Source organism: Shewanella sp. VB17 (assembly GCF_013248905.1).
Taxonomy (GTDB): domain Bacteria; phylum Pseudomonadota; class Gammaproteobacteria; order Enterobacterales; family Shewanellaceae; genus Shewanella.
This window is the reverse complement of sequence record NZ_JABRVS010000001.1, coordinates 782,834-804,096: the sequence shown is the minus strand read 5'-3', so window position 1 is coordinate 804,096 and position 21,263 is coordinate 782,834. Positions and strand designations below refer to the sequence as shown.

Genomic DNA, 21,263 nt, shown 5'->3' with positions numbered 1-21,263 from the left:
ATAATACTGTCGGTATACTAAAGTACGCGAATGCTGATATATTACGACCAAAGTTTGCAAAGAGAAGTAATCAGCGATGTCCTGATTGATAACACTTTTCTTTTTAAAAAAGCCTTATATACTGGCTACAACTACCTAAATGTGTCCAAATTAGACACGATACTGATTTCAGGAGTATGACTATGGAATACAACACCTCAGCACTTTGTGACAATTACATCGACGTCGTTGATGTTGTCGAGCCTATGTTCAGTAACTATGGTGGTTGTAACTCTTTTGGTGGCTCGATCAGCACGATAAAATGTTTCGAAGATAACGGATTGATCATGGAAACATTAGAAAAACCAGGCAAAGGAAAAGTACTCCTTATCGATGGTGGTGGTTCATTACGACGTGCCCTTATCGATGCCTCTATCGCACAGGTTGCTGTCGATAATGACTGGGAGGGGATCATTGTATATGGGTCGGTAAGAGATGTGGATGCATTAGAAGATCTCGATATTGGCATTCAGGCTATGGCTTCAATTCCAGTCGGCGCTGAAAGTCATTCAGTGGGTGAACTTGAAATCCCTGTCAACTTTGGTGGTGTGACTTTTTTACCTCTCGATCATGTTTATGCTGACAACACAGGCATTATTTTATCTCCTGAGCCTCTTGATTTAGACTAAAGGCAGGTCGATTAACAGCGTCTCTCATAGGCGCTTATGTTCTTTTTTATCATAATTTTGTCCTACGATAGGCAGCTAACCTTAAAGGATTTAAGCTTTAGACCTCACTTGCAAAAAAGTGTTAACACCATATTTTGATTGCCATTAATTCTCAACCTAAGTCACAATATCAAAATAAGTAACAGAATAAATCATACCAACACCAAAGTTAGGATTTCGATGAAGCATCTACCCCAACATCTACTCCCTTTCACTACAAGCTGTATAAAAAAACTCGTTAATCTGCGCGCTGGCGAAACTAAAGTAGGTCAGACTTCACACGTTTATAATACAGAGCTGTCACTGTCGCAAAACCTGACTGAAGCGGTGAATAATGGTGCCCGTTTTGCCATTTTGGGGATAGGTGAAGACATCGGTCCACGCGCCAACTTAGGCAGAGGCGGTTCAACTGATGCATTCGAATCAGCAATGATTCAATTTCTTAACCTTCAGTCAAATCGTTTTTTTAATGGCAAAAAATGCTTAGTACTCGGTCAAATAAAAACTGAGGATCTCCAACTAAAAGAAGGAGCAAGTGCCAGTGACTTAAGAGCCAACGTTGAATATCTCGATGAACGAGTCATAGAAATAAGTCGTCAGATAATGGCAGCAGGGCTTGAACCCATAGTGATAGGAGGTGGCCATAATAATGCTTACGGTCTCTTGATGGCTGCCAAGCAAACTTATAATAAAAAAATAGCAGCAGTTAATTTAGACCCGCATAGTGACTTTCGTCCGCGTGAAGGCCGCCACAGTGGTAATGGCTTTAGCTATGCTGCCGCTAGCGGCGCACTGGGCCACTACCATATACTTGGCATGCATGAACTTAAAAATAGTGAAGAGACTTTAGCACAGCTAAGTGCTTTCGGTGGGCAGTGGCATACCCTTCAATCTATCTGGATACGTCGTGAAATCAGCTTAACATCTGCCTTAGATGAAATTGTCACTACACTCAATAATAGCCTATTGCCTGTGGCGCTTGAGCTCGACCTTGATGCCATAACCAATATGCCAAGCAGCGCCTCAACAGCTTCAGGGATCCCCCTCCTAGATGCCTTACACTATGTATATACTATTGCCAAAAATACCCCTTGTACTTATTTGCATTTAGCTGAAGCTGCTCCAAGTTGTCATGTCGCGGGGATTCAAGCAGGTTACCGAGAAACAGGACAAAGTATCAGCGAGCTGATTTATGCTTATATCCAAGGAAGAAACCTAGCTCAACAACTTAGTTGATACTGTTAAAGTAAGGCTCAAAAAAGTGAAACTGTGGGCCTTATCAATCATTTTATCAGCTTGACAACCCAAACCCTGATACTCGCATATTGAAGCAGTTTAGGTATAATACAGCGTCTATTTTGCGAATATTTGCGTTAGTATAAATATAGCCAGCTCATGTGTGCTTAATGAGCCATATAGTTGCTTGATAAAATAACGTTCATTCACAAATAATATTTTAAGTAAATGTAGGAAAGCATAGATGTCAGAAGACACACCCAAGAGTACTCATTTCGGTTATAAAACAGTTAATAGCGATCAAAAAGCCGATATGGTTGCCGGTGTATTTCATTCTGTCGCAGCCAAATATGACATTATGAATGATGTCATGTCCTTAGGCATTCATCGCATGTGGAAACGCTTTACCATCGAAAGTGCAGGGGCTCGCCCAGGTATGAAAGTACTCGATTTAGCTGGCGGAACAGGGGATTTAACCACAAAATTTGCACATCTAGTCGGAGATAAAGGCCAAGTCACCCTTGCTGACATTAATGATTCAATGTTAAAAGTCGGCCGTGAAAAACTGAGGAACAAAGGCATTGTCGGTAATGTTAACTATGTTCAAGCCAATGCTGAAGCCCTACCATTTCCAAATAATCATTTCGATATTATTACGATAGCATTTGGTCTAAGAAACGTGACTGACAAAGATGCAGCAATCCGCTCTATGTTACGTGTACTTAAGCCCGGTGGAAAACTGCTGATTCTTGAGTTTTCCAAACCACAGCATGAAGTGATGCGTAAAATATACGATCTATATAGCTTTAAAATTTTACCTAAAATGGGTTCGCTGATCACTCAAGATGCAGAAAGTTATAAATACCTCGCTGAATCTATTCGCATGCATCCAGATCAAGATACGCTAAAAGAAATGATGGTTAATGCCGGTTTTGAGCAAGTGGAATATACCAATATGACTGATGGCATTGTTGCACTCCATAAAGGTTACAAATTCTAATTGGATTATCATGAAACGTGAATTCACTTTGTTGCTCAACGCTGGTTTAGAAATTGCTTTAAAACTAGCATTAACCCAATCTCCGGTTGAATACGCCAAGCTGCGTTCACTCCATGGTAAAGTACTGTGTATCCAGTTAAGTCAACTTAGCTGGCCTATCTACCTTGTTTTTGCACGAGAGATACAGGTATTAAGCCAATATGAAGGCGACGTTACCACTAAAGTTAATGCCGACATAACCTCACTCTACTTGCTAACCGAAGGGGCAAATCTAACCGAATTAATTAAACAAGATAAGCTAAGCTTGGAAGGCGATCTGGATGTATTACAAACCTTTAGCCATTTCCTCAAAAAAATTGAATTCGACTTTGCTGAACCTATCTCTACATACCTAGGTGATGCGCCAACACACATACTCATCACTGGCATTAAGCAAACAAAAAATAATATCGCTCAGATATTTCGTAAAAGTCGAAGTCATGTAGGTCAATTAACTACCGAAGAATATAAATTAGCCCCCCATAGAATAGAGTTTGTTCATTTCGGTGATGAAGTCGATGAACTGATATTCAACACCAATGCCGTTGAAAAACGCATAAATGACTTACAATCTAGGACTAAAGCTAAAACATGACAGTCACCAGTATCAGGCGTGCTTATCAGGTCATCAAAACCTCTCTTCACTATGGGTTAGATGAGTTAATTCCCTCTAAACTAACGCCATGGTACTTCAAATTATTACGTTGTTGCCTGTTTTGGATAAGAAACCAACATAAAAGTAAGGTGGGTGGCGAACGGCTCAAGTTAGCCATGCTTGAACTTGGTCCTGTGTATATTAAATTTGGCCAAATGCTATCAACCCGCCGGGATCTACTCGATGACGAGTGGGCGGAAGAGCTTTCCATGCTCCAAGATAGAGTTCCACCCTTCGACGCTACGATTGCCAGACAAATGATAGAAACCGAACTTGGACACTCTATCGATACTTATTTCAATGATTTCGATGATGTACCTCTTGCATCAGCCTCTATTTCGCAAGTTCATACCGCTACACTTAAGTCCAACGGTAAACCTGTTGTGCTCAAAGTGTTAAGACCCAATGTCGAGGTTCAAGTTCATGCCGATCTGCAGCTGATGTTTCTGGCAGCCAGTCTCATGGAAACCATACTAGGGCACGGTAATCGCTTGCGTCCCTCTGAAGTCGTAGATGATTACCGCACCACCATTGAGGGGGAGCTTAACTTAAAACTGGAAGCTCTTAGCGCCATTAAGCTGAGAAATAACTTTTTAGACTCCAACTCACTTTACATCCCTTACATGTATGAAAACCTGTGCTTTACTCGTTTGATTGTCATGGAACGAGTCGACGGTATTCCGGTTTCCGATAGGGCAGCTTTAGAGGCGCAAGGAACCAACCTAAAAATATTGGCAGAAAGAGGTGTAGAACTATTTTTCACTCAAGTGTTCAGAGATAACTTCTTTCATGCCGACATGCACCCAGGTAACATTTTTGTTAGTCGAGAACACCCTGAAGACCCATACTATATAGGGTTAGATTGTGGCATTATGGGCACCTTAACCGAAGAAGATAAACGCTATTTAGCGGAGAATTTTCTCGCCTTTTTTAATCGTGATTACCACCGTATCGCACAGCTTTACATCGAATCAGGTTGGGTATCAGCAGATACCGATGTGACCGCGTTCGAACAAGCTGTAAAAGTCGTGTGTGAGCCAATGTTCAATAAACCATTGGATGAGATATCATTCGGACATGTTCTACTTGAACTATTTCGCACCGCAAGACGCTTCGACATGGTTGTACAACCTCAATTGGTGCTATTAGAGAAAACCTTATTGTATATTGAAGGTCTAGGTCGTCAGCTATATCCTCAACTCGACCTATGGCAGACGGCTAAACCTTTCTTAGAAAAGTGGATGTCTGAGCAGGTTGGTCCTAAAGCAATAGCCAATAAGATTAAACAAGAACTCCCCTACTGGGCAGACAAATTACCTGAGCTACCAGAACTGATTTATGACAACCTAAAAGTAGGCAAAAATTTCGTTAACGCTCAAAACAAAATACTCGACCGTTACCTAAAACAACATCAAAAAGCCCATAAAAGTAACTATTTGTTACTTACTGCTGTGACCTTAATCATCTGTGGTACTATGCTGAATAATCAACACTCTATCTTATGGCCATCTTATACTTGTATCGCTGTAGGTATCATACTCTGGTTACTTGGATGGCGATCTAGACCAAAAAATCGCAAATTTTAACTAGCACTAATTAATCATGAGTTCATAATAGAACGACATATAATTTCGAGGAATTTTTCATGGGTAACATGGGCATTTGGCAACTTCTAATCATCGCTGTGATCGTTATTTTATTATTTGGAACCAAGAAACTACGTTCACTCGGTGGAGATTTAGGTGGTGCAGTGAAAGGTTTCAAAAACGCCATGACTTCTGAAGATGAAAAAAAGGCGCTTGAAGAAGCCGCAGCAGAAGAAACGGCTCAAAGTCTAGATAAAACAGCCCAACAGACAGAGAAAAAGACTGAATCCAAAAATAAAGAACAGGTATAAATCCTTATGTTCGATGGTATTGGTTTAATGGAGCTATTATTGATCGGGATTTTAGGGCTGGTAGTGCTTGGTCCTGAACGACTTCCGATCGCCGTCCGTTCAATGACAAAATGGATACAAACCATGAAACGCATGGCTAACTCTGTCAAAGATGAGCTTGAACAGGAACTTAAAATTGATCAACTGCATTCAGACCTTAAAAAAGCTGAAAATTTGGGCCTTAAGAATCTGTCGCCAGAATTACAAGATTCGATCGATCAATTAAAAAGTGCAGCAGAGTCAGTCAATCGACCCTATAAAGTAGAAGAAAATCTGACAGCAGATACAGCGCCATTGGAGGATATTCCTTCAGAGTCCCAAAAAACTGAGATTAATGCGAACTCAGACAAATCTAACAGGTAGTCCATGTCTCCACAGCAGCCTCTTATTAGTCATTTGCTTGAACTAAGAACTCGATTACTTCACGCTATCGGCAGCGTGATATTGATTTTTGCCTGTATGGCTTACTGGTCAAATGATATTTACCATTATCTGGCTCGCCCGTTAATGGATGTACTACCTGAAGCAAGCAGTATGATTGCAACTGATGTTTCAGCACCATTTTTCGCTCCCTTTAAACTCACACTTGTCTTAGCTTTTTTTATTGCGATACCATACGTTCTATTTCAAATTTGGTCATTTATCGCGCCAGGATTATACAAACATGAAAAACGACTTATGGTGCCATTGCTCACCAGTAGTACATTTCTTTTTTATTTAGGCATCGCTTTTGCTTACTATGTCGTCTTTCCTGTGGTATTTGGTTTTTTTACCAGCGTTGCGCCAGAAGGTGTACAGGTTGCCACTGACATTAGCAGTTATTTAAGCTTCATTCTTAAGCTGTTTTTTGCTTTTGGTCTGGCCTTTGAAATTCCAATTGCTGTCGTTATACTCTGCTGGGCTGGTGTCACGACCCCTGAAGACTTAAAATCAAAACGTCCATATATTATTGTTGGTGCTTTTGTTATCGGTATGCTGTTAACCCCACCAGATATTATTTCTCAAACCATGTTAGCAGTCCCTATGTTGATATTATTTGAAGGGGGATTGATCGCAGCGCGTTTCTACAGTAAAAAAGATGACGAAGATGAGCAAGACCAGCAGGATGAACCAGATCAAGCAGCTAAATAACCTGAAGATCATAGGTTATTCTGGCATGCTCACGTGATGATCGCATAGTCAATAATGTTCGTTTCAGAGCTTCAATAGAATCACTAATAAAGGGAAAGATTAATGCGTTTACATTGGATCACTGCAGCAGCCATCTTGGCATCGGCAAACGCCACTGCAGGCATAGAACAAGAAATATCAGTTTGTGCCAAAAATACTGATAAGTTAGATAGGCTTATCTGTTACGATGCACTCGCAAAAAAAAGTAACACGACAGATATCACAACATTGGCAACCAGCGCTGTTATCGAAACATCTACCGTCAAGCAACAGCATCCGGTTACTTTTTCAAGTAACATCGAAAATGAATTTGGTCAGCCCAAAAAAACTGAAATAGACACCATCGAAAAAATCTATTTAGACATAACCTCGCTAACTAAAGATCAATACGGAGCGCTTAAAATAAAATTTAGCAACGGTCAAATTTGGAAACAAACCGACGGACGCAATTATAAAATAGCGCCAGAACAAACAGTATTTATCAAAAAAGCAGCACTGGGGTCCTTTATTTTAGGCTCAGATGAACGTAACACCACGATACGTGTTAAACGCCTGCAATAATGCCTAAGTATATAGATATAGCTGTTAATCTTATTAACAGCTCTTTGGGAAAAAATACCCATGACATCATTCAACGAGCAGTGGACAAAGGGGTCTCACCGCTTATTGTAATAGGCAGTAATTTACCTGAAAGCGAACACGCGATCACCTGCAGCCTAGCCAATCCCCAACATTTATATTGCACCGCAGGAACACACCCACATCATGCCAGCGAATGGAATGATAGCAGCACTAATACACTAAGAGAGCTCGCTAGATCACCAAAAGTTGTCGCTATTGGCGAATGTGGTCTCGATTATAATCGTGATTTTTCTCCACGTAAGAAACAAAGAGAGGCTTTTGAAGCTCAACTTCGTTTAGCAGTAGAGCTACAACTTCCAGTGCTTATGCATGAACGAGATGCCCATGATGATTTTCTCGCTATTATGACAGAATATCGTAGTTCACTATGTGCAGCCCTCCTGCATTGTTTCACTGGCAATAGAAAAAGTATGGAGGCGTATCTCGCTCTTGATCTCTATTTAGGCATCACTGGCTGGGTATGTGATGAACGTAGAGGATTAGAACTAGCAGGACTTGTTAGTGATATCCCTGACGATCGTATATTGATTGAAACAGACAGTCCTTATTTACTCCCAAGAAGCATGAGACCCAAACCTAAATCCAGTAAAAATGAACCTCAATATCTACCCTACATTGCGCAATATATTGCCACGCTCAGAGGTCAAGATCCTGCTATTTTTGCAGCGAAGACTTATCAAAATAGTCTCGATTTTTTTAGATTATGAGTCATGGAAAGTCACATTTTCAGAATAAGTATCGGCCACCCTCTTACTAAAGAACATATAAACATATAGCTAGGAATCGAATGTGAATATTATTACCAGTGCCTTCCCACAACGCAGAATGCGCCGCATGCGTAAACATGACTTTAGTCGTCGGTTAATGGCTGAAAATCAACTTTCTGCCAATGATCTTATCTACCCTATGTTTGTGTTAGAAGGTAATAATAAAACTGAAAAAATTGCTTCTATGCCGGGTATAGAACGCTTATCAATCGACCTTCTTCTCAAAGAAGCAGCAGAGATAGTGGAGCTAGGCATCCCACTTATTGCTCTTTTCCCTGTCACCCCAACACAAAAGAAAACACTGTTGGCTGAGGAAGCTTATAATGCAAATGCGCTAGCACAATGTGCAGTGCGCGCACTTAAAGCAGCTTTTCCTGAATTAGGTGTCATGACCGATGTAGCATTAGATCCATTCACGACACATGGTCAAGATGGCATTATAGATACCGACGGTTATATTCTTAACGATATCACCACCGACATTTTAGTTAAACAAGCGCTATCACATGCCGAAGCTGGGGCCGATATCATCGCTCCTTCAGATATGATGGATGGACGTATTGGCGCTATCCGTCAGGCATTAGAGAAAGCAGGCTACGTTAACACTCAGATCATGGCTTATTCTGCTAAATACTCATCTAATTACTATGGCCCATTCCGTGATGCTGTCGGCTCTGCAAGTAACCTCAAAGGCGGTAATAAGCACAGTTATCAAATGGATCCAGCCAACAGTGATGAAGCATTGCATGAGGTGGCCCTTGATATACAAGAAGGCGCTGACATGGTCATGGTTAAACCTGGGATGCCTTACCTTGATATCGTCACCCGAGTAAAGCGTGAACTCGCTGTCCCAACCTTCGCTTATCAAGTCAGTGGTGAGTATGCTATGCATATGGCTGCGATAGAAAATGGCTGGCTCTCAGAAAAGGCGATTGTCATGGAGTCATTGCTTTGCTTTAAACGTGCAGGAGCTAATGGCATATTAACCTACTTTGCTAAACGCGCAGCTCAGTGGCTCAAAGAGGATAAAATCTAGTCATCTATCGCCGCTTGACTAACTCATATGACACAGCACATATGACACAGCACATATGACACAGCACATATGATAATATTAACACGATGAGTATATGCCAAGGCGCTCATCGCGTTAATTGAGTCACTTCAGAATATTTTACCGACAGTGCAGTCATTCTCATTTCGCTAAAGATCATATTCGAACAAACACCCTACTTAGCGATTGATATCAATTGCATTAAATATATGATCAATGCAGAAGTTTTCAAACACCTTTTCAACCACAAAAAAAACCTGCCGTAGCAGGTTTAATTATCGAAGTTGAAGTGCTATTAAGCCTCCATTCGTCCTTTAAGTTTGTTCATGGCATTCTTTTCAAGTTGCCTTATTCGCTCAGCTGAAACTTGATACGTTGCCGCTAGCTCTTGCAAAGTAGTCTTATCTTCGTTTAACCAACGTTCTTGTAAAATATGCTGACTACGTTCATCTAACGTTTTTATCGCAGCCAGCAGTCGGGTTTGGTTATTTGACTCAAAATTGTCATTCTCGACTTGAAAAGCCAGATCTGAAGAGTGATCTTCTAAATAATGAACAGGAGAAAAGTCTTGATCATCATCATTATCGCTAGCAAGATCAAATGCTGGATCTTGGGCAGCCATACGTGATTCCATCTCAGTGACATCGGCTTTTGATACCCCAAGATTTTCAGCAACCATGCCCACTTCTTCATCGCTAAACCAGCCAAGACGCTTTTTAGATTTTCGAAGATTGAAGAATAATTTACGCTGTGCTTTCGTGGTTGCAACTTTAACGATGCGCCAGTTTTTTAGCACATACTCATGAATTTCAGCTTTTATCCAATGGACAGCAAATGAAACAAGACGTACACCCACATCAGGGTCAAAACGCTTAACGGCCTTCATTAGGCCTATATTGCCTTCTTGAATTAAATCTGCTTGTGGCAAACCATAACCTGAATAACCTTTTGCAACATGCACAACAAAACGCAAGTGAGACATAATCAGCTGCTTCGCTGCCTGTAAATCACCCGTTTCTTGCAACCGCTTAGCCAATTCATATTCCTGCTCAGGCTTCAACATTGAAATGTTGTGCGATGAGTGGACATAAGCTTCTAAGCTACCGCTTCCGTGAGGAACCGTAAGTGCCATTGTTTGATCAGTCATTTATGCTCCTCCATTTTTTACTAAAAATGATAGTTATTACAATAAACTACCACTGTTTACTTTAGGTTCTAATTTATTGAATAATATGTAAGACAGCCTTGATTGCTGATTTCTTACAAAAATAAATTAACACCTAGACCAAATAGCTCTTTAATCTAAAAGAACAAGGTCACGAACTATCCTAGATTAGACAACTTATGTCAACCTCAAGAGATATTTTGTCCCTATGGCAATAGACAAAGCAAATGAAATTTAGTTCATAAAAACTCACCTGTCACCGACAAAGGTAAAATACATTAGCCCAAGATAGATAAACAAATACATAACAACGCCGAATTTACGAAGGTTCAATGGCCCTTAAATGTTGCCGTACAGAAAGGTAAGAACCTAGCCAGCCAAGAAACGAAGCAAGACAAACAAGCTGTACTAATTCTACCAAAGTTAACGTCTGCATCTGTAATTGACTGCCATACAGGCCTAAGAGCTCAGTCAGAGCACCGTCTAAGTACAACACCAATACGTTAATGATAATCCAAGCAAGTATGCCACCGATAATACCAAACCAAATTCCTGTATACAAAAATGGACGTTGAATAAAGGCCTCGGTTGCCCCCACGAGTTTCATGACTTCAATTTCAGTGCGGCGATTCATAATGGCCAAGCGAATGGTATTACCAATCACAAGCACAACAGCCAACACAAGCAAGACAGCGATGGCCAGTACAGTACGCTCTAATAATCTGACGACGGCTTGAAGTCGCTCTAGCCACTCAATATCAAGCCGCCCAAAACTCACCTCTGGTTCCCGCTCTAATTTTTTTAATAGCTCTCGGGCACCCGTTGGACTGGAATATCTAAGCGTTGGGGTAACAGTGACAACGGCTGGTAATGGGTTCGTATCTAAGTATGAAATCGCCTCACCAAAACCAGATAAACGCTGAAATTCTTCCAGTGCTTGGTCACGATTGATATAATTAACCTCACTGACTTCTGCATACACCTTTACTCGGCTAATCAAGCTCTTGATGGTTCTTTCGCTGCGAGCATCATCGATAAATAATGAAATTTCAGCAGCGCTATTCCACGATTGGGTGATCGCCTCGGCATTTTTCACTAATACTTGTAATGCAGCAGGTAAGCTTAAACTCACCCCTAATACTGCCATTGTCATCAAAGACGATATTGGATTACGCCACAGCTCTCCCATACTCGCCATTGCGTGTTGTATATGACGTACAAAGAACATCACAATACGACCTGAAAGCGGCAGTTTGCTTCTGACTAACTGAGGCTTCTTGCTCATATTTTCTATGCTCCTTAATGAAGTTAAACGCTAAATGAACGCGTTGGAGGTGAAGGTAATTCCTCCCCTCCCAATACATGTCCCTGCTTGAGTGTCAAAGTACGATACTTCATTCTCGCTATTAGACCCAGATCATGAGTGGCGATTAATACAGTGGTACCTGAGTCATTAAAGGTTTCAAACAAGCGCAAAATATCCATAGACAGTTTAGGGTCAAGGTTACCTGTCGGCTCATCCGCCAATAATAAAGGAGGTTTGTTGACAATAGCACGGGCTATCCCGACACGTTGCTGCTCACCACCCGATAACATAATAGGATGATGACGCTCCTTACCATACAAGCCAACCATATCTAATGCTGCATGCACTCGTTTTTTAATTTCGCCATGGGAAAAACCTTCGATCACCAAAGGTAAAGCCACATTGTCAAAGACGCTTTTTTCCATCAACAAGTGATGATTTTGAAAAATCATCCCGATATCACGCCTTAAATAAGGGACATCCTTAGCAGATAAATCGGCAATGTTATGCCCATTTATCAAGACACGCCCAGCGTTAGCACGCTCAATAACCGTGATTAATTTGAGCAACGTACTCTTACCGGCCCCCGAATGACCGGTTAAAAAAGCCATCTCACCACGCTGAAGGTGAAAAGTTACCTCTGATAAAGCTTTCTGACCACCAGAATAAACTTTACTCACTTGCTCAAATTGAATCATCTATTTTTATTGTCCATAGTAATGATTATTTACTGAACTATTTAGTATCTTCATTTTCTTGAGTAAAAAGGGCATCAATGAAATCTTTTGCATCAAAAGTACGAAGATCATCAATCTGCTCACCCACACCAATATAGCGAATTGGAATAGAAAACTTATCCGCTATTGCAAAAATAACCCCACCTTTTGCAGTCCCATCAAGTTTGCTGATGGTGATCCCGCTGACACCCACCGCTTTTTGAAATAACTCAGCTTGGCTAATCGCATTTTGACCAGTGCTGGCATCTAAGGTTAACATTATTTCGTGAGGCGTATTTTCATCCAGTTTTTTCATGACACGAACGACTTTTTTAAGTTCATCCATCAAATGAGATTTATTCTGTAATCGTCCGGCAGTGTCAGCAATCAACACATCCACTTTACGCGCTCGAGCCGCTTGTAAGGCATCAAACAATACCGAAGCACTGTCTGCACCAGTATGCTGAGCGACAACAGGGATATCGTTTCTCTGTCCCCATACTTGTAACTGCTCTACAGCCGCAGCACGAAAAGTATCACCCGCCGCTAACATCACTGATTTACCTTCGGCCTGATACTGTTTAGCTAACTTGCCAATAGTGGTCGTTTTACCGACACCGTTAACACCCACCATTAAAATAACAAAAGGGCCATCAGTATTTTCTGGTACCAGAGGAATAGAAACGGGTTCTAGGGTTTTTAGCATCTCTTCACGCAGCAGCTCATATAAAGCTTCGCCGTTTTTTAACTGTTTACGGCTAGCTTGTTCTGTCAAACTCTTAATCAAACGGGATGTGGTTTCTACCCCAACATCAGCAATCAATAATTGCTCTTCTAACTCTTCGAACAGATCCTCATCAATCTGCTTGCCCCTAAACAACCCAATAAAGCCACTACCAATATTTTCACTAGTGCGCTTAAGGCCACGTTTTAAGCGAGCAAAAAAACCCTCTTTTATAGGCTTAGCTTGAGGCTCCGGTTGCCACTCTTCCCTTAGTGCGGCTTGTGCTTCAGTTAATAACACAGCTTCAGCCGCTTCTTTCTCAGTAAGCGCAACTTCTTCGGCCTCTTTTTGAGCTTGCGCTTGCTCAGCCAAACGCGCTAACGCATCAGCCGCGGCTTTTTCTGCCAGAGCTGCCTCTTCGGCCTCTTTTTGAGCCTGCGCTTGCTCAGCCAAACGCGCTAACGCATCAGCAGCGGCTTTTTCTGCCAGAGCTGCCTCTTCGGCCTCTTTTTGAGCCTGCGCTTGCTCAGCCAAACGCACTAACGCATCAGCAGCGGCTTTTTCTGCCAGAGCTGCCTCTTCGGCCTCTTTTTGAGCCTGTGCTTGCTCAGCCAAACGCGCTAACGCATCAGCAGCGGTCTTTTCAGCCAGGGCTGCTTCTTCGGCCTCTTTTTGAGCCTGTGCTTGCTCAGCCAAACGCGCTAACGCATCAGCGGCTTTTTCTGCCAGAGCAACATGATCTTCTCCTGCAACACTGTCTTGGGGTTCAATAACGACATCTGTTGCTGGTACTTTAACTTCATCTTTCGATTTATCTTTGCTAAACCAGGAAAAAAAACCTTTCTTTGCCATGTGTAATACCGATGCTCAACTAACTTTCATTTCAAATGGCAAACTACTAAGCAACCATTCATCTAATTTGGGGCATATTATAACCAAAACCCGGATGCAAATATGCAATAAAACCTGCTATTTTTCGCTTTAAACACTAGTATCGCACCATTTCGGTTCTCTTTGGGGTAAAATGTGTCGCTAAAATAAAGCAGACAGTCTAGCACTTTCTTACTGCAGGCAATAATCGTAACCTCAATAACCGCTCACATTTAAATTAACAGGATTAAAATGGCTAAAAACCAACCGACTAAAGGTCAAGTTAGGATCATCGCAGGACAATGGCGATCAAGACGTTTACCTATCCATGATCTTGAGGGGTTGCGACCAACCACAGACCGTATTAGGGAGACTTTATTCAATTGGCTAGCAGGCGATTTAGCCGGCGCTCGTGTGCTTGATTGCTTTGGTGGCAGTGGTGCCCTTTGTCTTGAGTCTCTGTCTCGATACGCAAGCTACGCCAAGGTATTCGAACTGCAAACCAGCGCAGCGCAGCAATTAACCCAAAACCTTAATACACTGAAATGTGATCCAACAATGGCTGAGGTCATTAAAGGAGACACATTAACCCTGCTAACAGTAGAACCTAGTGAAAGTTTCGACATTGTCTATATCGACCCTCCCTTCAGAAAAAACTTGGCCGAGAAAACCATCACACTGCTCACTCAACACCACTGGCTCAAAAACAACGCACACATTTATGTAGAAACAGAAAGTGAACTCGCAGATCTTTGTGTACCCGAAAACTGGTTATTACAAAAAGAAAAAAAAGCAGGCCAAGTTATCTATCGCTTATATCAATACCAGCCTTAGTATCAACCTTAAGATGAGTGGCTATAAAAGCTTGTTAAATCGACATATATCGTGCAATTTGAAATTTGTTTGATATTAACGCGGTCTATTACGGAGCATAGTGAAACTTATTTTTGCAAAATAAGCGATAACGATTACTGCAATAAATATGATGTCAAACACCCTACAGCCCATTCTTATGGTAGACTCACTGTAACTCATTATTGGAAGCTCTATGTTTACGCTCCTACGTCGTCATACATTATTAGTCTTAACCCTGCTCGCCATGCTGAGCCAAGGGGTATTGGCGAATACTGCAACGATGAAGGTAAACCAATCACATACAGCGATGATGTCAATGGTACACAATGGCAACATAATGAGTATGCAAAATCAGGCTATGTGCCACATGGAGCAAGCCAACACATCCCCTTGTATTGACTCATCTAACTGCAATGAAAATCAACCAACTAACAGGCTAAATAACCTAGTTACAAATTGCTGTGACGGTGACGGTCCCTGTAAGTCTGACTGCGATCATTGTCTGGCTATCTCTATAACAGCCACTCTATTCAGTCTTAAATCTTGGACTGGTTATAGTCCATCTGAGTTTATCTTTATCACCAAAATGCCTCATTTTCATTCTATCTCTTTGCCTCAAGATATTAGACCTCCAATAGCATAACGTAATACTTAATAGCCCTTTATAGATTTGGTCTTTCTGAACTTAAAAGTTGCTATACAAAATGATTACTTTATCTATCCAATTGATAATATAGATTTACGATCTATTATTTTAACGCTATCAAGCGACATCGATGAGCGATATATCGAATACTATTATCTCTTGTGATCACATTCGCCATGGCTTGATTGGTTTTACTGCAGCTTGACCTCTGTCAGTGAGCATCAACATTAAGCATTATGAGTCAATAAAATATGAATACCAAACACAATAAATTCACCTATTTACTTAGTTTTTTTATGTTCGCGGCACCTCAGTTCGCTCATTCGCAAGCGCTCGTTCAGACACGTTCTGACATTAAGCAAATAGCCCCTATAGATGAAAAATCCCAGCATGAGATTGCGACTTACTCTTGCCCTATGCACCCCGAACAAACCAGTTCCAAAGCAGGAAGTTACTGCACTATCTGTCACATGGAGCTTATCGAAAGTGAAGAAGAGGAGGAAAGCGAGGAAATGGATCACTCAAGTCATGATATGAGTGCCATGAAAAATACACATACCTTTGAGGATCCTTATCCTTCTCAAGAAGCAACATCCGCAGATGTCGTTTTTAATGCAGCAAAACCAGCCTCATTCAATGATGATGGTGGCAGCATCAAGTATGTCTGCCCCATGCATGCTCATATCATAAGTGATGTCCCGGGTACTTGCCCCATTTGTGGTATGGATCTGGAAAAAGTGGAAGTGGGTGGTAATAGCAAGGAAATAAAGATTGATGTGTCCGGTGGCATGCAACAAGCACTGGCCTTAAAAGTCGCTAAAGTCGAAAAAGATACTCTGTGGCAATTTGTGCAAACCGTAGGCCAAATTGATTATGATGAAAGCCAAATAAATCATATGCATGCCAGAGTAAACGGCTGGGTAGAAAAATTAACCATCACATCTATCGGGGATAAAGTCACTAAAGGCCAACTATTATACGAGATCTACTCGCCGGAACTTATCAATGCTCAGGATGATTATCTCTTAGCGCTAGATACGCTCAAACGTGGAGGCAGTGATAGATATCAAGATCTCGTCAGAAAAGCAGGACTAAGACTCGAACTGCTGGGTTTTCAGACGTGGCAAATTAACGCTTTAGCAAAATCCAAACAGACTCAATATCGTGTTTCATTTTATGCCAAAAATGACGGTATCGTTAAAGCACTTAATATTCGAGATGGTATGTATATCCAACCTGAAACTGAAATGATGGCAATAGTCGATCTCTCTAAGGTGTGGGTCATCGCCGATGTCTTTGAAAATGAACAAAGCTGGCTCGCTGTAGGGCAAAGAACAGAAGTCTCTGTCCCTGCTATGGACATTAAAGCCATTGAAGGAAAAATTGACTACATCTATCCTGAACTCGATCCCATTACCCGTAGCTTACGTGTGAGGATCATAGTGCAAAATACTGACATAGCACTCAGGCCTAATACCTTAGCTAAAATAGGGATTTTCGGTGGGCCAAATAAAGGGGTATTGGTGATCCCTCAAGAGGCGCTAATTCAAACAGGTAAGGAGAATCGGGTCATCGTAAAGCATCAAGATAATAGCTTTACTGCACGCAAAGTCACTGTCGGTATGTTGAGCCAAGGCAAAGCTGAGATCAAGGAAGGTCTTGCAGAAAACGAGCGAGTGGTAACCTCAGGACAATTTCTTCTCGATTCAGAAGCCAGCCTTAAGGGGAGCTTAATGCGCCTTAGCAGCGGCCACCAGCACTAGGAGCTTGTCACATGTTAAAGAAAATAATTGAAGCTTCTATTAAACAAAGATTCATGGTGCTCATTATCACCATCATGCTCACGGTTTGGGGCGTGCAAGAATTAAGAAATACTCCACTCGATGCCCTACCGGATCTTTCCGATGTACAAGTGATCATCAAGACTCCTTTTCCAGGCCAAGCGCCTAAGCTAGTGGAGGAGCAAGTGACTTATCCACTGTCGACAGCCATGCTGTCGGTTCCAGGTGCTAAAACGGTACGTGGCTACTCCTTCTTCGGTGACTCTTATGTGTATGTCATCTTCGAAGATGGCACTGACATTTACTGGGCACGTTCTCGGGTATTGGAATATCTAAATCAAGTGAGCAGCCGCTTGCCTCAAGGTATTCAGCCCTCTCTCGGGCCTGATGCTTCTGGCGTCGGTTGGATTTTTGAGTATGCCTTAGTCGATCGTTCAGGCAACTTAGATTTATCACAACTTAAAAGCTTACAAGATTGGTACCTAAAACTTGAACTGCAAAGTGTCGCTGGCGTCTCCGAAGTCGCCACTGTAGGAGGCATGGAGCAGACCTATCAAATAGTGATAGAACCCGATAAGTTAGCTATTTATCAACTTGATATCGCCTCAATCAAAGACGCTATCGCCAAATCAAACACCGAAGCTGGAGGGTCTGTTATCGAGATGGCAGAAGCCGAATATATGGTTCGGGCCAAAGGCTACCGACAAACCTTAGATGACTTCCGTGAGATCCCTTTGGGGATCACTAGCCCGTCAGGCACCGGACTGCTGCTCAAGGATGTGGCAACCGTCCGTAAAGGGCCCGCTTCTCGCCGTGGTATTGCCGAGCTTGATGGTGAAGGTGAAGTCGTCGGCGGCATTATCGTCATGCGATATGGCGAAAATGCACTCGCAACCATAGAAGCAGTTAAAGACAAACTGGAACAATTGACATCCGGTTTACCTGAAGGAGTCGAAATTATCCCGACCTACGATCGCTCACAACTAATCGAAAGCTCAGTAGAAAACCTATTCCACAAGGTGATCGAAGAGATGTTTGTCGTCGGTGTAGTCTGTTTATTATTCTTGCTGCATGCCCGCTCAACCTTAGTGGCTATCATCACCTTACCTTTGGCTATACTCATCGCCTTTATCGTGATGAATAAGATGGGCGTTAATGCCAACATTATGAGCTTAGGCGGCATTGCTATTGCCATTGGCGCTGTGGTCGATGGTGCTATCGTCATGATCGAGAATATGCATAAACATTTGGAACATTTCGAGGAAAAACATCAACGTTCACCTAATAATATCGAGCACTGGAAAATCGTTTCCGAAGCATCAATAGAAGTCGGGCCTGCGCTGTTCTTCTCGCTGGTGATCATCACGCTCAGCTTTGTGCCAGTGTTCTCGCTTGAAGCACAAGAGGGACGCTTATTTAGTCCTCTGGCCTATACCAAAACCTTTGCAATGGCTGCAGCAGCGGTTCTTTCCATTACCTTGGTGCCTATTCTGATGGGCTTTTTCATCAGAGGAAAAATCCCCAAAGAAACCAGTAATCCCATTAACAGAGTATTGATTGCTATGTATAAACCATCTCTAACTATGGTATTAAGGTTCCCTAAAATGACCTTAGTTGTTGCACTCATTGCCCTGATGAGCGCTTGGTATCCATTAAGCAATATGGGCAGTGAGTTCATGCCAGAGCTCGAGGAAGGAGATCTGCTCTATATGCCCACGGCATTACCAGGGATCAGCGCCAGTAAAGCCGCAGAAATTTTACAACAAACCGACCGCCTGATAAAAACAGTACCGGAAGTCAAACGGGTATTTGGTAAGGTGGGCCGCGCAGAAACCGCAACCGATCCTGCGCCGCTGACCATGCTGGAAACCACCATCATGCTCAAACCACGTGATCAATGGCGTGAAGACTTTGCACTCAACGATATCATAGAACAACTGCAACAAACGGTTAAAATACCAGGGCTGACCAATGCGTGGGTGCAACCGATTAAAACACGAATTGATATGTTATCAACGGGCATTAAAACCCCAGTTGGGATCAAGATAACAGGTGCTGATGTCGACGAATTACAAGCCATAGGCACCGATATTGAAGCCATTTTGAGTAAGCTAACCAACACAAAATCTGTCTATGCAGAACGTGTTGGAGGTGGGCGATATATCGACATCACACCAAAACTCGATGTGGCCTCTCGCTACGACATGACCCTAACGGATATTCAAGACGTGGTCCGTTATGCCATCGGCGGCATGGATATCGGTGAGTCGATTCAAGGCGCCGAGCGCTACCCAATTAATCTACGCTACCCACGAGAATTAAGAGATAATATCGAGAAGCTCAGAGAGCTACCTGTGATCACCAAAACAGGGCATTACCTGCCGCTTCGCAACCTCGCTGACATCGAAATCACCGACGGCCCCCCCATGCTTAAAAGTGAAAATGGTCGTCTTATCTCTTGGGTCTTTGTCGATATAGAAGGCACTTCTATCGGTGAGTATATCGAACAGGCGAAAATCGCACTTGATAGCGAACTCCTGATCCCGCCAAGATACAGTTACGCTTTTGCGGGCCAATATGAATATATGCAACGAGTGGACGCTAAATTACAGAAGGTGATCCCGATGGCCCTAGGGGTGATATTTATCTTATTGATGCTCACGTTCGGCTCTACACTGCAAGCAGGTATCATCATGCTAAGTCTGCCTTTCGCATTAGTTGGCAGCGCCTGGTTACTCTACGCCTTAAACTTCAACATGTCTGTTGCGGTCGCAGTCGGCATGATAGCCCTTGCCGGTGTTGCCGCCGAATTTGGTGTCGTCATGTTGGTCTATCTTAATAATGCCATTAAGCATAGAAAAGAAACCGGAAGTTATCGATCCACAACCGATCTAACAGAGGCCTTAATAGAAGGCGCTGTGATGCGAATTCGCCCTAAAGCCATGACAGTAGCAACTATCTTTTTTGGACTATTGCCGATTATGTGGGGCTCAGGTTCCGGTAATGATGTGATGCAGAAAATAGCGGCACCTATGATTGGTGGTATGGTCACCGCCCCGCTACTTTCTCTATTTGTATTGCCTGCTTTATACCTGCTGATTTACTCACGCAAACTCAATACGGCATAAGGCTCATCCACGTTGCTGTAAGATAAAACGCCTGCTTATGTCGGCAGGTGTTTTATCACCATCATCCACAGCAAAATACAACATCTAATGTGCAGGGAATTCACTGCATTCTTCGGTCATCCCCCTAAAAGGGCAAATCTTCGGCTAACCATTGAGGTATTTACTCACTTTCATCAACCAACCCTTAACAGCATAAACATGTGTATTTTAGTGCGTTTATTATTTTTTATGTCTATGCTGAATATGATAGTAAGAGACTTAACCTTGCAATTAATTTAACGCTATAAGCCTAGCCACTTTCAAGCCAATCAATCCATCACTAGAATTTCAGTGTGATTGAGCATTGATCTGAGGAAAGATCATGCCACTGCCACTGACACAAAAACAAATCCAACTTGTTCAGCACTCATTTAGCTTAGTTGAACCAATCGCAGAGCAAGCAGCAGATATTTTTTATGACTCTCTATTTAAAATAGATCCTTCCCTGAGGCCACTTTTTAAAAATGATATAAAAGTTCAAGGTCGCAAACTCATCGCCATGCTAAAAGCCGCAGTACAGGGATTAGAAGATCTTGATGCTTTAGTGCCAGTTCTAAAACAGTTGGCTCAAAGACACAACGGCTATGGTGTCAAAAAAAGCCACTTTACCCCAGTGGGAAACGCCCTACTCTACACATTAAAAACGGGCTTAGGCAAAGAGTATACCGAAGAGGTGCGGCAAGCATGGATCGTCGTTATACATATAGTCGCTAACACCATGAAGGCTGAAATTCAGGGCTAACCTGCTCACGAATCAAGCAAAAGGTTGGTGCTAACTTTATAAAGAGAGAGATAGGTCGCCTTATAAATCTAGGCTATTTATACCC

Annotated in this window: 20 protein-coding genes; 16 read left to right on the top strand and 4 right to left on the bottom strand. The window is 42.2% G+C overall.

Going from position 1 to position 21,263, the window contains the following annotated elements; translation table 11 throughout:
* Positions 1 to 182: 182 nt before the first annotated feature.
* From rraA to hemB, 11 genes are all read left to right on the top strand, one after another.
* On the top strand, positions 183 to 668 hold the full coding sequence (gene rraA / locus HQQ94_RS03440; protein WP_173293106.1) for a ribonuclease E activity regulator RraA: 486 nt from the start codon (positions 183 to 185) through the stop codon (positions 666 to 668).
* Positions 669 to 887: 219 nt separating this feature from the next.
* On the top strand, positions 888 to 1,943 hold the full coding sequence (locus tag HQQ94_RS03435) for a formimidoylglutamase (protein ID WP_173293105.1): 1,056 nt from the start codon (positions 888 to 890) through the stop codon (positions 1,941 to 1,943).
* A 244-nt stretch (positions 1,944 to 2,187) separates the two neighbouring features.
* Positions 2,188 to 2,943 (top strand): bifunctional demethylmenaquinone methyltransferase/2-methoxy-6-polyprenyl-1,4-benzoquinol methylase UbiE, encoded by a 756-nt coding sequence (ubiE, locus tag HQQ94_RS03430; protein WP_173293104.1) that lies wholly within the window; start codon positions 2,188 to 2,190, stop codon positions 2,941 to 2,943.
* A gap of 10 nt (positions 2,944 to 2,953) precedes the next feature.
* The gene (locus HQQ94_RS03425) at positions 2,954 to 3,577 is read left to right on the top strand and encodes an SCP2 domain-containing protein (RefSeq protein WP_173293103.1); all 624 of its coding nucleotides are present in this window, start codon (positions 2,954 to 2,956) and stop codon (positions 3,575 to 3,577) included.
* A complete protein-coding gene (gene ubiB / locus HQQ94_RS03420) occupies positions 3,574 to 5,223 on the top strand; it encodes a ubiquinone biosynthesis regulatory protein kinase UbiB (protein ID WP_173293102.1) in 1,650 nt (549 codons plus the stop codon). Before HQQ94_RS03425 ends, ubiB begins: the two co-directional genes overlap by 4 nt.
* A gap of 59 nt (positions 5,224 to 5,282) precedes the next feature.
* The gene (gene tatA, locus HQQ94_RS03415) at positions 5,283 to 5,534 is read left to right on the top strand and encodes a twin-arginine translocase TatA/TatE family subunit (RefSeq protein ID WP_173293101.1); all 252 of its coding nucleotides are present in this window, start codon (positions 5,283 to 5,285) and stop codon (positions 5,532 to 5,534) included.
* Positions 5,535 to 5,540: 6 nt separating this feature from the next.
* Entirely contained in the window at positions 5,541 to 5,936 is a 396-nt protein-coding gene (gene tatB, locus HQQ94_RS03410) for a Sec-independent protein translocase protein TatB (protein WP_173293100.1), read from the top strand.
* A 3-nt stretch (positions 5,937 to 5,939) separates the two neighbouring features.
* On the top strand, positions 5,940 to 6,704 hold the full coding sequence (gene tatC / locus HQQ94_RS03405; protein ID WP_173293099.1) for a twin-arginine translocase subunit TatC: 765 nt from the start codon (positions 5,940 to 5,942) through the stop codon (positions 6,702 to 6,704).
* A gap of 102 nt (positions 6,705 to 6,806) precedes the next feature.
* Entirely contained in the window at positions 6,807 to 7,304 is a 498-nt protein-coding gene (locus HQQ94_RS03400) for a hypothetical protein (protein ID WP_173293098.1), read from the top strand.
* Positions 7,304 to 8,092 (top strand): TatD family hydrolase, encoded by a 789-nt coding sequence (locus HQQ94_RS03395; RefSeq protein WP_173293097.1) that lies wholly within the window; start codon positions 7,304 to 7,306, stop codon positions 8,090 to 8,092. Before HQQ94_RS03400 ends, HQQ94_RS03395 begins: the two co-directional genes overlap by 1 nt.
* A gap of 82 nt (positions 8,093 to 8,174) precedes the next feature.
* Positions 8,175 to 9,188, top strand: a complete 1,014-nt coding sequence (gene hemB / locus HQQ94_RS03390; RefSeq protein WP_173293096.1) for a porphobilinogen synthase — start codon at positions 8,175 to 8,177, stop codon at positions 9,186 to 9,188.
* Between the two features lie 313 nt (positions 9,189 to 9,501).
* Here the strand turns inward: hemB and rpoH are convergent, their stop codons facing one another.
* From rpoH to ftsY, 4 genes are all read right to left on the bottom strand, one after another.
* Entirely contained in the window at positions 9,502 to 10,353 is an 852-nt protein-coding gene (gene rpoH / locus HQQ94_RS03385; protein WP_173293095.1) for an RNA polymerase sigma factor RpoH, read from the bottom strand.
* 337 nt (positions 10,354 to 10,690) lie between these two features.
* Positions 10,691 to 11,656 carry a permease-like cell division protein FtsX gene (ftsX, locus tag HQQ94_RS03380; protein ID WP_173293094.1) on the bottom strand — a complete coding sequence of 322 codons (966 nt, stop codon included), beginning with the start codon at positions 11,654 to 11,656 and terminating at the stop codon, positions 10,691 to 10,693.
* Between the two features lie 23 nt (positions 11,657 to 11,679).
* Complete coding sequence (ftsE, locus tag HQQ94_RS03375) at positions 11,680 to 12,375, bottom strand: cell division ATP-binding protein FtsE (protein ID WP_173293093.1); 696 nt, start codon at positions 12,373 to 12,375, stop codon at positions 11,680 to 11,682.
* A 37-nt stretch (positions 12,376 to 12,412) separates the two neighbouring features.
* Positions 12,413 to 13,969 carry a signal recognition particle-docking protein FtsY gene (ftsY, locus tag HQQ94_RS03370; protein WP_173293092.1) on the bottom strand — a complete coding sequence of 519 codons (1,557 nt, stop codon included), beginning with the start codon at positions 13,967 to 13,969 and terminating at the stop codon, positions 12,413 to 12,415.
* A gap of 270 nt (positions 13,970 to 14,239) precedes the next feature.
* Between ftsY and rsmD the strand changes: the two genes are divergently transcribed.
* The 5 genes from rsmD (at position 14,240) to HQQ94_RS03345 (ending at position 21,178) form a co-directional block, all read left to right on the top strand.
* A complete protein-coding gene (gene rsmD / locus HQQ94_RS03365; RefSeq protein ID WP_173293091.1) occupies positions 14,240 to 14,821 on the top strand; it encodes a 16S rRNA (guanine(966)-N(2))-methyltransferase RsmD in 582 nt (193 codons plus the stop codon).
* 214 nt (positions 14,822 to 15,035) lie between these two features.
* On the top strand, positions 15,036 to 15,485 hold the full coding sequence (locus tag HQQ94_RS03360) for a hypothetical protein (protein WP_173293090.1): 450 nt from the start codon (positions 15,036 to 15,038) through the stop codon (positions 15,483 to 15,485).
* A gap of 254 nt (positions 15,486 to 15,739) precedes the next feature.
* Positions 15,740 to 17,251, top strand: coding sequence for an efflux RND transporter periplasmic adaptor subunit (locus HQQ94_RS03355; protein ID WP_173293089.1), 1,512 nt, complete (start codon positions 15,740 to 15,742; stop codon positions 17,249 to 17,251).
* An 11-nt stretch (positions 17,252 to 17,262) separates the two neighbouring features.
* Positions 17,263 to 20,397 carry an efflux RND transporter permease subunit gene (locus HQQ94_RS03350; protein ID WP_173293088.1) on the top strand — a complete coding sequence of 1,045 codons (3,135 nt, stop codon included), beginning with the start codon at positions 17,263 to 17,265 and terminating at the stop codon, positions 20,395 to 20,397.
* A 367-nt stretch (positions 20,398 to 20,764) separates the two neighbouring features.
* Entirely contained in the window at positions 20,765 to 21,178 is a 414-nt protein-coding gene (locus HQQ94_RS03345) for a globin family protein (RefSeq protein ID WP_173296491.1), read from the top strand.
* The last annotated feature ends 85 nt before the right edge of the window (positions 21,179 to 21,263 follow it).